The 14174-nt window shown below is 71.6% G+C and carries 11 protein-coding genes; 4 read left to right on the forward strand and 7 right to left on the reverse strand.

Annotated elements, in window-relative coordinates; genetic code table 11:
• Positions 1–11: 11 nt before the first annotated feature.
• From QSK17_RS10860 to dxr, 3 genes are all read right to left on the reverse strand, one after another.
• Entirely contained in the window at positions 12–1688 is a 1677-nt protein-coding gene (locus QSK17_RS10860) for an alpha/beta hydrolase (RefSeq protein ID WP_285704475.1), read from the reverse strand.
• A 118-nt stretch (positions 1689–1806) separates the two neighbouring features.
• Entirely contained in the window at positions 1807–2970 is a 1164-nt protein-coding gene (gene ispG / locus QSK17_RS10865) for a flavodoxin-dependent (E)-4-hydroxy-3-methylbut-2-enyl-diphosphate synthase (protein ID WP_285704476.1), read from the reverse strand.
• A gap of 165 nt (positions 2971–3135) precedes the next feature.
• Positions 3136–4344 carry a 1-deoxy-D-xylulose-5-phosphate reductoisomerase gene (gene dxr / locus QSK17_RS10870; RefSeq protein WP_285704478.1) on the reverse strand — a complete coding sequence of 403 codons (1209 nt, stop codon included), beginning with the start codon at positions 4342–4344 and terminating at the stop codon, positions 3136–3138.
• A 131-nt stretch (positions 4345–4475) separates the two neighbouring features.
• Here dxr and QSK17_RS10875 point away from each other — a divergent pair, with 131 nt between their 5' ends.
• Complete coding sequence (locus QSK17_RS10875) at positions 4476–5498, forward strand: trypsin-like serine peptidase (protein ID WP_285704479.1); 1023 nt, start codon at positions 4476–4478, stop codon at positions 5496–5498.
• 200 nt (positions 5499–5698) lie between these two features.
• On the opposite strand, the gene QSK17_RS10880 is transcribed toward QSK17_RS10875, so the two are convergent.
• Positions 5699–7147 (reverse strand): aldehyde dehydrogenase family protein, encoded by a 1449-nt coding sequence (locus QSK17_RS10880; protein ID WP_285704480.1) that lies wholly within the window; start codon positions 7145–7147, stop codon positions 5699–5701.
• A gap of 242 nt (positions 7148–7389) precedes the next feature.
• On the opposite strand from QSK17_RS10880, the gene QSK17_RS10885 reads away from it, so the two are divergent.
• Entirely contained in the window at positions 7390–7998 is a 609-nt protein-coding gene (locus QSK17_RS10885) for a TetR/AcrR family transcriptional regulator (RefSeq protein ID WP_285704482.1), read from the forward strand.
• Positions 7999–8058: 60 nt separating this feature from the next.
• Here QSK17_RS10885 and QSK17_RS10890 read toward each other — a convergent pair whose 3' ends face one another.
• Positions 8059–9444 (reverse strand): PucR family transcriptional regulator, encoded by a 1386-nt coding sequence (locus QSK17_RS10890; protein ID WP_285704483.1) that lies wholly within the window; start codon positions 9442–9444, stop codon positions 8059–8061.
• A 126-nt stretch (positions 9445–9570) separates the two neighbouring features.
• Between QSK17_RS10890 and gabT the strand changes: the two genes are divergently transcribed.
• A complete protein-coding gene (gene gabT, locus QSK17_RS10895) occupies positions 9571–10926 on the forward strand; it encodes a 4-aminobutyrate--2-oxoglutarate transaminase (protein WP_285704484.1) in 1356 nt (451 codons plus the stop codon).
• A gap of 196 nt (positions 10927–11122) precedes the next feature.
• On the forward strand, positions 11123–11335 hold the full coding sequence (locus tag QSK17_RS10900; RefSeq protein WP_502889182.1) for a hypothetical protein: 213 nt from the start codon (positions 11123–11125) through the stop codon (positions 11333–11335).
• Between the two features lie 52 nt (positions 11336–11387).
• Here QSK17_RS10900 and QSK17_RS10905 read toward each other — a convergent pair whose 3' ends face one another.
• Positions 11388–12701 carry an extracellular solute-binding protein gene (locus QSK17_RS10905; protein WP_285704487.1) on the reverse strand — a complete coding sequence of 438 codons (1314 nt, stop codon included), beginning with the start codon at positions 12699–12701 and terminating at the stop codon, positions 11388–11390.
• A 131-nt stretch (positions 12702–12832) separates the two neighbouring features.
• On the reverse strand, positions 12833–14158 hold the full coding sequence (locus tag QSK17_RS10910; RefSeq protein WP_285704488.1) for an MFS transporter: 1326 nt from the start codon (positions 14156–14158) through the stop codon (positions 12833–12835).
• Positions 14159–14174: the final 16 nt, after the last annotated feature.

Here is a 14174-nt window from a genome sequence, read left to right on the forward strand (position 1 = left end):
TCAGACGCTCCCTAACGGACGCGTCCCATGAGCAGCCGGGTCAGGAGCGGATGCCCGCTCGCGCCCCCCGACGCCAGCGGAGTGACGGGACGGGGCTCGACCGCCCCTTGGCAGGCGGCGTCGGGCCCCTGGCCGATCCGTCTCGGCGGCGTGGTCGCATCCCGCAGGTAGGCGGCGAGATTCCGGTCGACGCAGGCGTTCCCGGCCAGCGCGACGCCGTGGTCGCCGCCCGGCACGGTCACCAGCCGCGCGGTCGGGAACAGCCCGCGGACGCGGAGCGCCCCCTGGTACGGCGTGGCCGCGTCGTGCCGGGCCTGGATCAGCAGCACCGGAGGCAGTTTCGCGCTCCCCACCGCGGGGGGAGTCCCGCCGCGCTCCGCCCAGAACGCGCACGGCGCGTTGTAGACGGCGTTCGGCCAGGCGATGAACGGCGCCTTCGCGGCGACCCGGACGGTGTCCGCGTGCAAGCGGGACCAGTCGCGGGGCCACGCGGCGTCGCGGCACTGGACGCCGAGGTAGACGGCGTAGCTGTTCTCCTCCGCGGCGTCGCTCGCGGCCAGGTCGCGGTAGGCGGCGACGAGCCCGGCGGTGTCGCCCTTCTTGACGTAGTCGGCGAACGCTTGGGCGAGCCGGGGCCACACGGCGCTCGAATAGGCGCCGACGGTGTAGGTGTCGTCCAGCTCGCTCGGCCCGACGATGCCACCCGCGGGGCGGCTCCTGAGCCGGGAACGCATGGAGTACCACGCGAAGGAGAGCCCGGACCTGGTCCGCCCGAGGCCGTACACGTCGTCGTGCCGCGCGATCCAGTCGAGGAAGTCCTGGTGGCGCTGGTCGAACGCGTAGTCCTGCGCGATGTTCGCGTCGTACCACACACCCGCGGGGTCGACCACGCTGTCCAGGACCAGCCGCCGGACCCGCTGGGGGAAGAGCGTCGCGTAGACGGCCCCCAAGTAGGTGCCGTACGAGTAGCCGAGGTAGCTGATCTTCTCCTCGTCGAGGGCGGCGCGGATCGCGTCCATGTCGCGCGCCGAGTTCTCGGTGGTGAGATAGGGCAGGAACCAGGCCCACCGGTTGCCGCATCCGTCGGCGTACTCGCGGGCGCGGGCGACCAGCGCCCGCTCCTCCGCGGCGTCGCGCGGCACGTTGTCCACGCGGGGCGGCGCGAAGTAGCGCGCGGAGTCCACGCAGCTCAGCGCGGGCTCGCTCGCCCCCACCCCGCGTGGGTCGAAGCCGATCACGTCGTAGCGGGCGGCGACGTCCGCCGGGAGCGAGGCCGCGACGAACCTGGCCAGCCCGCGTCCCGAGGCGCCTGGCCCGCCCGGGTTGACCAGCATCACGCCGAGGTGGTTGCCGTCGAGGGGGGCCGTCCCCTTGATCCGGTTGAGCGCCAGCGAGATCTGCTGCCCCTCGGGCACGGAGTAGTCGAGCGGCACACGGAGGGTGCCGCACTCCACCTGGCCGACGGGCGCCTGCCGCCGCCCGGCCACCGGGCGGGTGACGTGCTCGCCCGCGTCGCCGATCCTCCCCAGTGCTTCACCGAGCGCGCCGGTCTGCGGCCTCGCCTCCTCGCACGGCCCCCAATTGATCGCCTCCGGCGCCGTCCACGGCCGGGCACTCGCCACCCCGGCTCCGCCAGCTGCGGTGACGAGCACCGTCACGCCCGCGACCACTCCGATGAATCGCTTCACCCGCACGCTCCCTCTGCTCACACGGCAGAGGAAAGCTTCGCGTGCGTCAGCGTACGGCTACGCTCCGCATTCGCGGATGCCTGTCAGTCTGTAGCCGAGGCCTTGCGATGTGTAACGGTCAGCTGACGATGACCTGAGGGCCGGAGGCGTCGTCGTCGAGGTCGACATCCACGCCCATCTCCTCGGCCAGGCGCAGCGCCTCCTCGATGAGGGTCTCGACGATCTGCGACTCGGGGACGGTCTTGATGACCTGGCCCTTCACGAAGATCTGGCCCTTGCCGTTGCCGGAGGCGACGCCGAGGTCAGCCTCCCTCGCCTCGCCGGGGCCGTTGACGACGCAGCCCATCACGGCCACCCGCAGCGGGACCTTGAGTCCGTCGAGACCGGCGTGGACCTGCTCGGCCAGGGTGTAGACGTCCACCTGGGCCCGGCCGCAGGACGGGCAGGAGACGATCTCCAGGCCGCGCTCGCGCAGACCCAGCGACTCCAGGATCTGGCACCCCACCTTGATCTCTTCGACCGGCGGCGCCGAGAGGGAGACGCGGATCGTGTCGCCGATGCCCTCGGCGAGCAGCGCGCCGAACGCCACCGCCGACTTGATGGTGCCCTGGAACGCCGGGCCGGCCTCGGTGACGCCGAGGTGGAGGGGGTAGTCGCACTTCTGCGCGAGCAGGCGGTAGGCCTGGATCATCACGACCGGGTCGTTGTGCTTCACCGAGATCTTGATGTCGCGGAAGCCGTGCTCCTCGAACAGGGAGCACTCCCACAGGGCCGACTCGACCAACGCCTCAGGGGTGGCCTTGCCGTACTTCCTGAGGAGGCGGGGGTCGAGGGAGCCGGCGTTGACGCCGATGCGGATCGGCACGCCGTGGTCGGACGCCGCCCTGGCGATCTCGCCGACCTTGTCGTCGAACTTCTTGATGTTGCCGGGGTTGACCCGGACCGCCGCGCAGCCCGCCTCGATGGCGGCGAAGACGTACTTGGGCTGGAAGTGGATGTCGGCGATCACCGGGATCTGCGACTTCTTCGCGATCATCGGCAGCGCGTCGGCGTCGTCCTGCGACGGCACGGCCACGCGCACGATCTGGCAGCCCGCCGCGGTGAGCTCCGCGATCTGCTGGAGCGTGGCGTTGACGTCGGCGGTGAGCGTGGTGGTCATCGACTGCACCGAGACCGGAGCGTCCCCTCCGACCGGAACCGAGCCGACCATGATCTGCCGCGACACCCGCCGCGCGGCGATCGGCTGGGTCCTGATGGTGGGAATCCCGAGATCAACAGACATTTCAGCACCTTGGGTCTTGGGCGATGGCCCCGTACGGGCCCTCCCAGTCTAGGGAGTCCCGCCTAGATCTCTGGCCGGGTGGCCCATATGTCCCTCCTGTACCGCGGTCGCGATCGACACGTCGTACGGGTCAGGGACGGGCGCGACGCCCGTCCCGGGCTTCCCTCAGGCCGTCAGCTCGGCGGCCCGGGACCGAGCCCACTCGTCGGCCGCCAGCACTTCCTCGACCGTGGACGCCTGGCTGGTCACGTGCTCGGACACCACCTGGGCGACGGTGTCCACGATGCCGGGGAACGGCAGGGCGCCCTTCATGAACGCCTCCACGCACACCTCGTTGGCCGCGTTGTAGACGGCAGGGGCCGTACCGCCCTGGGTGCCGACGTGCCGGGCCAGCGAGACGGAGGGGAATGCCTCGTCGTCGAGCGGCTCGAAGGTCCAGGTGTGCGCCTGGGTCCAGTCGACGGGGGACGCGGCGCCGGGGACGCGCTCGGGGTATCCGAGGGCCAGGGAGATCGGCAGCCGCATGTCGGGCGGGCTGGCCTGCGCGACCGTCGAGCCGTCCACGAACTCCACCATCGAGTGGATGACCGACTGCGGGTGCACCACGACCTCGATCCGGTCGAACCCGATGTCGAAGAGCAGGTGCGCCTCGATCACCTCCAGGCCCTTGTTGACCAGGGTCGCCGAGTTGATCGTGATCACCGGCCCCATGTTCCAGGTCGGGTGGGCGAGCGCCATCTCGGGGGTGACGTCCCACAGGTCCGCGCGCTTCCTGCCCCGGAACGGCCCGCCGCTGGCCGTGACGACGAGACGCCGCACGGCCCGCGCGTCAGGTCCCGAGGGGCCCGCCGCCCACAGGCACTGCGCGAGCGCCGAATGCTCCGAATCCACCGGAAGGATCTGGCCCGGCTTGGCCAGCCGCTTGACGAGCGGCCCACCGATGATCAGCGACTCCTTGTTGGCCAGGGCGAGATCCCGGCCGGCCTCCAGCGCGGCCAGCGTCGAGGTGAGGCCCAACGCACCGGTGATCCCGTTCAGCACGATCGGCCCGCCTCCCGCGTCCAGGCCGCCGCCGGACGGCCACGCCGCGACCTCGGCGACTCCCTCGGCGCCCGCGAGGACCGCGGGCGCGGCACCGTGCGCGGCCAGCGCCTCCTTCAGCGCCGGTACGGCCGACGCGTCCGCGACGGCCACCGCCTCGGCCCGGAACTCGGCGGCCTGGCGGGCGAGCAGGCCGACCCGGCCGCCTCCCGCGGCGAGCGCGGTGATCCGGAGCCGCTCGGGATTTCGGGCGACGACGTCGAGCGCCTGAGTGCCGATGGATCCGGTGGAGCCGAGAAGGACGACGGAGCGCGGGCTGGATTCAGGAGTCACCGTCCCATTGTCCCGCTAGCGCCGCCGGACGGGGCGGCAGGGGAACCGGGTCGGCCCGGCGTCGGCCCGACACGGCGGGATTCACCAAAAGTAGCGGCGAGAATACTCTGCGTAGTGCAAAATCGCATTCCATGACCCCCAGCCTGACCCCCGGCTTCCTTGTTTTCACCGCTTCCGCCCTGGTCGCCGAACTCCTTGGAGCGCCCGCGCAGGGGACTCATCCCGCCGACGTCGTCGAGTACACGGCGGCCGAAGCCCCCGGCGGGTACTGGACACCCGAGCGGATGACCCGGGCGCTTCCGCTGGACGTGGTCGCCACCACCGTCACGCGCGTGGGCGCCCTCGCCGAGAGGCTGATCGCGCCGGCCGCCGTGCCCGTCAGAGCGCTGCGCCCGCTGGGGGTGGACCAGCGGACGATCGCACGGCGGCCCGCGGCGACCCGCAGGACGGTGAACAGATCCGTGGACACGGTGACGAGCGGCTCGCAGTGGAGCGGCGGAGGCGCCGTCGGGACCACTGTCGGCCGGATCTTCCTCACCCTGAAGGGCGTCGACTTCGTCTGTTCGGGGACCGCCGTGCGCAGCGCCAACAGGGACGTCGTGGCGACCGCCGGGCACTGCGTCAAGGACGGCACCGGCGCCTGGGCGGAGAACTGGACGTTCGTCCCCGGCTACGACTCGGGGCGGCAGCCGTACGGCTCCTACCTGGCACGGCGGATGTTCGTCGCCGGGCCGTGGGCGCGGGACGCGGACGACGGTTTCGACGTGGGCATGGTCGCGGTGAACGACCGCGGCGGTCAGCACCTCGCCGACGCCGTGGGGGCGCAGGCCATCGGCTTCAACGGGGCGCGCGGGCAGCAGACGTACGCCTTCGGATTCCCGGCGGACCCGCCGTACGACGGCGAGCACCTGCTCTACTGCGCGGGCCTGCCGCACGACGATCCGTACAAGAAGACCCAGGACCAGGGGCTTCGGTGCGACCTCACCGCCGGGGCGAGCGGCGGCCCGTGGTTCGGCGGCTTCGACGCCGCCACCGGTCAGGGCCTTCTGACCTCGGTGAGCAGCTTCAAGTACAGCAACGACGATGGCAGCATGTACGGCCCGTATTTCGGAAACGAGGTCAAGCAGGTCTTCGACACCGCTCAGCAGTCGTAACTCGCGGCTCGCCCGCGAGCACGGGCTGACCGCGCCGCGCCTGGAGACCGGGCAGATCTTCGCGGAGGCCATCGGCCTCTACTCCCCCAGCGGCTACGCGAGCGTCCCCCGTTTCGGGGCGTACGCGAACAACGCGGAGAGCGTCTGCTTCGAGAAGATTCGCTAGGTTTCCAGGCGCGTCACGGACGAGCGACCGAGGATCAGAGGGTCACGCCGGTGAGGACCATGACCTTCTCGTGGGTGAGGTCGTTCATCGTCGACAGCACGCCCTCGCGGCCGACGCCCGACTGCTTCACCCCGCCGTACGGCATCTGGTCGGCGCGGAACGACGGGACGTCGCCGATGATCACGCCGCCGACCTCCAGCTCCCGGTTGGCCCGGAACGCGATGTCGAGGTTGCGGGTGAAGACGCCCGCCTGCAGGCCGTACTTGGAGTCGTTGACCGCGGCGAACGCCTCGTCGACCGAGGCGACCGGCTGGATGATCATGACGGGCCCGAAGACCTCCTCGCAGGACAGCTTGGCGTCCGCGGGGACGTCGCCGAGCACGGTGGGGGCGACCGCCGCGCCGTCCCTGGTGCCGCCGGCGAGGACGCGGGCGCCGCCCTCGACGGCCTCCTTGATCCACTGCTCGACACGCTCGGCGGCCGCGACCGAAACCAGCGGCCCGACCTGGGTCTTCTCGTCGGACGGGTCACCGGTGACGAGGGCGTCGACGGCGGCGAGGAGCTTCTCGGTGAACCGCTCCCGCACCGCTTCTTCGACGATCACGCGCTGCACGGAGATGCAACTCTGACCGGCCTGGTAGTTGGAGAACAGGGCCACCCGCGCGGCCGCCCAGTCCAGGTCGGCGTCGGCCAGCACGACCGCCGCGCCGTTGCCGCCCAGCTCCAGGGTGACGTGCTTGCGCGGGACCTGGTCCATGAGGGCGTAGCCGACGGGGCCCGAGCCGGTGAAGGAGACCACCGGCAGGCGGGGGTCCTCGACGAGCGCGCCGGCCCGGTCGTTCGGCACGGGCAGCACGGAGAACATGCCCTCGGGCAGGTTGGTCTCGGCCAGGATCTCGCCGAGCACCAGCGCGGACAGCGGCGTGGCCGGGGCGGGCTTGACGATGACCGGGGCGCCGACGGCGATGGCCGGGGCCACCTTGTGGGCGACCAGGTTCAGCGGGAAGTTGAACGGCGTGATCGCGAGCACCGGGCCGTGCGGCACGCGGGAGACGTAGGCGATGCGGCCCTGGGCGGCGGGCTCGGTGTCGAGCCGCTGGACGGCGCCGCTGAACCGGCGGGCCTCCTCGGCGGCGAACCGGAACGTGGAGATCGCCCGGTTGACCTCGCCGCGCGCCCAGAAGATGGGCTTGCCGTTCTCACCGCTGATCAGCTGCGCGATCTCCTCCGCGCGCTCGGCGAGGCGGCGCGCGACGTGGGAGAGCGCGTCGGCGCGGACATGGATGGGCAGCGCCGCCGCCTGCTTGCGCACGGCGTCCGCGGCGGCCACGGCCTGCTCGACCTGCTCAACCGTCGGCACGGAGTAGACGCCCACGACACGACCGTCGTGGGAGTTGGTCACCTCCAGCTCGGCGTCTCCCGTCGCGGGACGACCGGCCAGCCAGAAGGGGATCGGTGAGGTGGCGTTTGCGCTGCTGTCCATGTCTCCGACGCTATGCCAACCGGCCACGCACGGCGCTACTCCGGGCCGCACAATCCACGGACCATGCCTGGCCAATGTGGACAACTCCGTGTTGCCACGCTATGTCACAGATATGGCGCAATTTCGCGATGAATTCAGTTTCGGAGCGGTTTGAAAGTCCAACGGCGTGGTTAAGTCTCAACCGGGTCCGTCGCGGGCCCCATCGATGGAAGGGCTCGTCGCTCATGGGTACGCCGGCGCCTTTGGGTCTTCAGGGCGCCTACGCGCTCGGGCAGCGTAGTAGCAACGACGAACTCCGCAACCGGCTCCTGGACGTCGCGAGCCGACTGCTCTCCACCACGGGCCCGGAGAGCCTCACCGTACGCAGGATCTCCGCGGAGGCCGTCTGCTCGACGACCGTGATCTACACGATGTTCGGCAGCAAGGAGGGCCTCGCCGAGGCCCTCTATCTCGAAGGGTTCGAGCGGGTCCGCCGCCGCCTGGCCGCCGTTCCCCCGCGCAGCGACCCGTTCGAGTTCCTCACCGCGCTCGGGCCCGCGTACCGGGAGGCCGTGCTCGCCGACCCGGGCTACTACAGCCTGATGTTCGAGCAGGCCATCCCCGGGTTCATGCCGAGCGAACGGGCCAGGACGCTGGCCCGCGCCGCGTTGAACATCCTCGACCGGGTGATCGCGGACTGCATCGCGGCCGGTTATCTCGTGCCCACCCAGCCCAGGAAGATCGCCGACGCGGTGTGGGCCGCGGCCCAGGGAGCGCTCAGCCTGGAACGTGCCGGGCACCTCCAGGACGCCAAGACGTACGAGACCGTGACCACCGCCACGATCTGCTGCTTCCTGGCCGATCGGAGCTGAGCCCGGCCGCCGGCGCGGTCCACACCTCAGTGCGATCCGCAGCTCAGCGCCGTCGCCAACTCAGCGCGGACCGCAGCTCAGCGCGATCCACAGCTCGGCGCGGGCGGCGGGGTCGTCGAGGTCCCGTCCGAGCAGCTCGCTCACCCGCCTCATCCGGTAGCGCAGCGTGTGCCGGTGCACGCCGAGCCGCTGGGCCGCGGCGTCCCAGTGGCCGTTGCAGGCGAGATACGCCCTGAGCGACTCGATCAGGTCGGCGCGTGAGCCGTACTCGCGCAGCGGCGCCAGCAACGCGGAAGAGAACGCCGCGGCGGTGGCCGGGTCGAGGAGGGAGAGCAGCCCCTGTCCGGCCAGCTCGGGGAACCTGGCCACGGGAGCCGCGGACGCCAGCGCGCGTTCCGCCTGGTCGATCCCCTGCGCCAGCTCGGCGTAACCGACCGGCCCGCTGGCGCCGACCTTCCCCCGCCGTGACGCCAGCGCGATGGCCTCCTCGGCCTCCTCCGCGTGCGTCAGCATCACGGTCAGGTCCCGATGTGGGAAGCCCTGGGCATGGGACTCGTCGGTGTCGCAGGCGAGGACGACGAACGGCTCGGCGGGCAGTTCGCCGCCGATCGCGGCGAGGGTCTCGCCCGCCGCCGCCCGCTCCCCGGCGAGCAGCAGGCGGAGCACGGCGGCGCGCACCCGCCGCTCCGCCGTCCGCTGCTCGCGCCCCTGCTCCAGGCCGAGGGTGAGCAGCGACCCGGCGGCGTTGACGATGGTGTGGCCGATGGGCGTGAACGGCCGCGCCGAGCCCACGGCGAAGAAGCCGCGCCGGCCGAGCGGCTGCACGATCACATGGTCGCCTGGCGTGGACACGGCGATACTCGACGGCGCTCCGGGGGTGCGCAGCCGCGCCAGCTCCGGCTCCAGGGCGCGAGCCCTCGCGTCCGGTCGCCCCGCCCGCGCCGCGTGCCGTACGGCTCCGGCCGCGTCGAGGAGCAGCGCCCAGCCGTCGATCTCGCGGGCGAGCCGCTCGATGACGGAGTTCATGCCCTCCGCCTGGAGCGCGGCCCTGGTCAGTCGGCCCTGCGCGGCGAAGGCGCGGCTGATCTCCTCGTACTGCTCGGCCGCGAGCAGCTCGCTGACCGCCTTGCCGATCGCGATGAACGGCGTGTCCCTCGGCACCTCGATGAGGGGCAGCCCGGCCTCCGCCGCGGCCGTGACCAGCTCGGGCGGCACGTCCTCGTGGCTCAGGCCGACGCCGAAGCCGAGCCCGGCGACCCCGCGGGCGACGAGCCTCGACACGTACGGCAGGGCGGTGTCGGGGCCGAGCCGCATGCCGGTGGTGAGGAGCAGCTCGCCACCCTCCAGGAAGGGTGTGGGATCCTCGAGCTCGCTCACCGCCACCCAGCGGACCTGCCGGTCAAGCACTCCGGAACCGGCCAGAACCTCCAGGTGAAGGGGGGCCATCGCCGTCACCCTGCGCAGCGTCGGCGCCATCGCTTCCTCGACTTGTCCAACCGGTACAAACAGACCCAATCATTGTGCCACGGCGACACATCGGCAGGCCGGGGCGCTGGCCGTACCGTCGATGCCATGAGCACTGCCACGCACGGCGGCCCCGGACTTCCCCAGGAGCGCCGCCTCGTCACCGAGATCCCCGGCCCCAAGTCGCGCGAGCTGTTCTCGCGCAAGCAGTCCGCCGTCCCCTCCGGCGTCGGCACGACTCTGCCCGTCTTCATCACCCAGGCCGGCGGCGGCGTGGTCGTGGACGTGGACGGCAACTCCCTGATCGACTTCGGTTCGGGCATCGCCGTGACGAGCGTCGGCAACGCCGCGCCGCGCGTCGTCGAGCGCGTGCAGAAGCAGGTCGCCGACTTCACCCACACCTGCTTCATGGTCACGCCGTACGAGTCGTACGTCGCGGTGTGCGAGAAGCTCAACGAGCTCACTCCCGGCGACCACGAGAAGCGCACGTTCCTGGTGAACAGCGGCGCCGAGGCCGTCGAGAACGCCGTCAAGGTCGCCAGGAGCGCGACCGGCCGCCAGGCGGTCGTCGTGTTCGACCACGGCTACCACGGCCGGACGCTGCTCACGATGACGCTGACCGCCAAGAACATGCCGTACAAGCAGGGGTTCGGTCCGTTCGCTCCCGAGGTGTACCGCGCGCCGCTGGCCTACCCGTTCCGCTGGCCGACCGGGCCGGAGAACTGCGCCGATGAGGCCGCCGCGCAGGCGATCGACATGATCAACAAGCAGATCGGCGCGGAGAACGTCGCGGCCGTCGTCATCGAGCCGATCGCCGGCGAGGGCGGCTTCATCGAGCCGGCCCCCGGCTTCCTCCCGAAGATCGTCGAGTTCTGCAAGGCCAACGGCATCGTCTTCATCGCCGACGAGGTCCAGACCGGCTTCGCCCGCACCGGCAACCTGTTCGCCTGCGAGCACGAGGGCATCGTCCCCGACATCATCGTCACGGCCAAGGGCATCGCGGGCGGGCTCCCGCTGGCGGCCGTGACCGGCCGGGCCGAGCTCCTCGACGCCGTCCACGGTGGCGGCCTCGGCGGCACGTACGGCGGCAACCCCCTCGCCTGCGAGGCGGCGCTCGGCGTGCTGGAGACGATCGAGGAGGAGAAGCTCGTCGAGCGCGCCGCGCACATCGGCGAGGTGATGCTCTCCCGGCTCAACGCGTTCAAGGAGCGCTTCGAGATCGTCGGCGACGTCCGCGGCCGGGGCGCGATGATCGCGATCGAGCTGGTCCAGCCCGGCGGCAAGGAGCCGAACCCGGCCGCCACTGCCGAGATCGCGCGCCGCTGCCACGCCGAGGGCCTGCTCGCGCTGACCGCCGGCACGTACGGCAACGTCCTGCGTTTCCTTCCGCCGCTCGTCATCTCCGACGAACTGCTGGAGGAGGGCCTGTCCATTCTGGAGAAGGCCATCGCCGCCGTCGCATAGGACACAAGGTTTAAAAAGGGGCACCCGGCTTCACGCTGGGTGCCCCTTTTGTTGTTATACGGTCCGCCACATGCCTGCGATTTAACCCTTGCTTGACATCGCCCTAATCGATCACAAAGCGTAACCGCGTTATAACGGTTCCGATATGCGAAGGGGGAACGCGATGGGGTGGGATCCGAAAGGGGCCGGAAGGCTCGTGCCGACGTTCGACCCCGCGGGCCTGACCGCGACCCAGATCGAAGGGGACGCCTGCGTGGTGTGCCACAAGAAGTGGCCCCGCCCGCGGGTGCGGGTGGGCCGGCTGCCGGACGACGCTCCCGTTCACGCCTGCGACGACTGCGCCGAGGCGCTGCTCCCCGTTCCCGAGGGAGCGGTCCCGCTGCAACGCCGCAGCCGCGCGTTCTCCTGAGCGGCCTGCTGAGGGACATGCTGAGCGGCACGGCCTCCGCAGGGGGCGCCGCTCAGCCCACGAGCCGCTTCCAGCGCTCGACCCACTGGCCGTAGCCCGCGCACTCCCGCTTTCCCCCTCCGCAGTCCTTGGACGGGCGTGAGGCGAAGTAGACGTCGTCGAACGACTCGTAGTCGGCGCAGATCCGCTTGGTCCGTCCGGTGCACGCGACCTGGTTGGCGGGGGCCAGCCCCGTCCACTCGGCCGCCTCCTTCTGCACGGTCGTGGAACTGGTCCAGTCGAGCCACTCGTACGCGCACGACGGGTGCGCGGCGGACGAGGACACCATCCACGCGTCCGCCCAGCCGGTCACCGGACCGCCCGCCGCCTCCACGGGCCTGCCTCCGAGGGCCAGCACGTCCCGGTGGTACGGCGTGGCCTGCGCGAGCCGTACCGAACCGGAGGCGAACCCCTGGATGACCTCGATGGGGTCGCGCCAGTAGACGCGGTCCGGCGACGCGCCGCGGGAGAGCAGCCTGATCGCGTCGTCGAGCTGGGACGGCGTGAGCTGGAAGGGGTCCTCGATGTCGGCGCCCCTCCGCTTCAGCACGAGGGCGGCGTCGGCGATGGTGAGCGGGGAGTCCTTGAGCATGACCTTGCCGGTGCCGCCGTAAAGAGCCGCCGCCGTCTTCGGCCCCTCCTTCGTGGTGTCGTAGAGGACCTCGTTGATCCCCCACAGGTACGGCACGCCGTACACGTCGCCCTTGCGCCTCTCCAGCCGGCGCAGCTGCTTCGGGATGTCGTGGTAGGCCGTGATCAGAGAGGTGTTGAGCGGGGCGACCGTGCCCTCGTCGATCAGCTTGCCCGCCAACTCCGGCGGGGCGGCGATCACGTCGAACGAGCCGGGATCGAGCGGCCGGGTCCCCGCGGCCGTCGCGGCGGCGTCGTAGCCGCGCAGGTTGACCTTGCAGCCGGTGCTGGCCTGGAACGGCGTCACCCAGTTGACCTTGGGGTCGGTGCCGCCCCATTCCGCGTATCCCGGAAGGGCGAGGACGTCGACCGTGCCCTCCCCCGGACCGGCCGAGGCGACCGGTGTGGGGGTCTTCACGGGCTTGGACGGCGTCGCGGAGGCGGTGCCCGGCCCGCCCGTTTCCCGCGCGGCCGCCGGTCTGGGACCGGGTAGCGCGCTTGGCGCGGTGTGCGGCTGGGAAGCCCGGGCGGTCGCCGGCTCCGGGGTGGCGGCGGTCGTCGCGGCGGCCATGCCCCCCGCGATTCCCCCCGCGATGCCCACTGTGGTCGCCTCGGTGGTGCCGCAGGCCGCGGCGAGCAGTCCGATCAGGGCGGCGGGCACGGCGACGGCCAGGCGGCGGGTAGGACGAAGCGCCACGCGGACCCCCTAACGAGACGGACGCCACGAGCCTACTGGGGACGGGGCGGGGAGACGCCGTCCGCCACCGCCCCGTAGGCTCGCGCTTTCCCGTCCGCCGGCCAGCCCACGCTCAGCCGATCAGTCCACGCTCAGCCGGTCGGCAGCGTCTCGCGGGCCGGGTCGTCGTCGACCCTGGCCGTGATGCGGTGCCGTACGGCGAGGCCGAAGAGGGCGACGAGCAGGCCGAAGACGCCGGCGACCACGAACGGGCCCGCGGGACGCCACGCGTCGTGGAGAGCCCCGCCGAGGGCCGAGATGATCATGACGCCGAGTGCGCCGCAGAGGGTGTGCACCCCGAACGCCGAGCCGCGCACGGCGGCGGGAACCTGCTGCGCCAGCATGGGCCCGGCGGTCGTGATGCCGGCGATCTCGCCGATGCCGATGAGCACGGCGACGATCATCATGCTGGGGCCGAGCGGGTCGGAGACGAGCAGCGTCGACAGATAGGCGCCCGCACCGATGAGCTGGGCCAGGATCAGCAGGTCCTGGCGGCGCATGCGGTCGCCCAGCCAGCCGAACACCGGCGCGAACAGCAGCGCGACGGTCTGCGAGATGCCGACGACCGCGCCCGCCTTCGCCAGTGCCTCGGCGCTGGACAGCCCACCCTCGGCGGTGGCGTACTTGACGATCCAGAGCGACAGGAAGCTCACGACGATGGCGAGGTCGGCACGCGCGACGAACGACGCGGCGTAGGACAGCGCGACACCGGGATCGCGCCCGAGCACGAGCCCTTCACGGACCAGGCGGGTCAGCGGCGTGCGCTCGGTGGTGGCCACGGCGGGAACCCGGGAGAGCGTCGCCCAGAGCAGGCCGGCGACGAGCAGGATGCCCGCCGCGATCAGCAGGAACGACACCCGGGTCGCCGCCACCGGAGCCAGGCCGCGCTTCTCCATGGTCTGCGGCAGTTTGGCCACGACCAGTACCGCGATCATCGCGCCGAGCCCGCCGAAGACGCCGATGAGCCCGTACGACTTGCCGCGCGACCGTTCACGCACGTAGTCGATGGCAATCGTCGAGAGCATGGCGTTGATGGCCGCGACGCCCAGCCCGAAGATCACCCTCAGGGCGATGAGGACTGCGGTGTTGCCGGCGAAGGGGAACAGCAGGGCACCGATCGCGCACAGCGCCAGACCACCGACCACGATGAGGCGGCGACCGAACCGGTCGGCGAGCGCGCCGTACCAGGCCAGGCTGAGGATCATCGCGAGCTCGGCGGACGAGGTCAGCACGCCGACGAGCGTGCCCTGCTCCGACTCGGGCACGCCGAGGATGGTGGTGAGGATGTGCGGCTGGGTCGACGGCAGGAAGGAGACCACCGCGGTGCCTGCGGTCGCCAGGAACAGCAGCGCCCGCATGTTTCCCTTGGTGATGCCGTCGGCGAGCTGCGCGCCCAGCACACGAGTCGGGGAAGTCACCCGAAGATCATGGCAC

The organism is Microtetraspora sp. NBRC 16547 (genome assembly GCF_030268965.1).
GTDB lineage: Bacteria > Actinomycetota > Actinomycetes > Streptosporangiales > Streptosporangiaceae > Microtetraspora.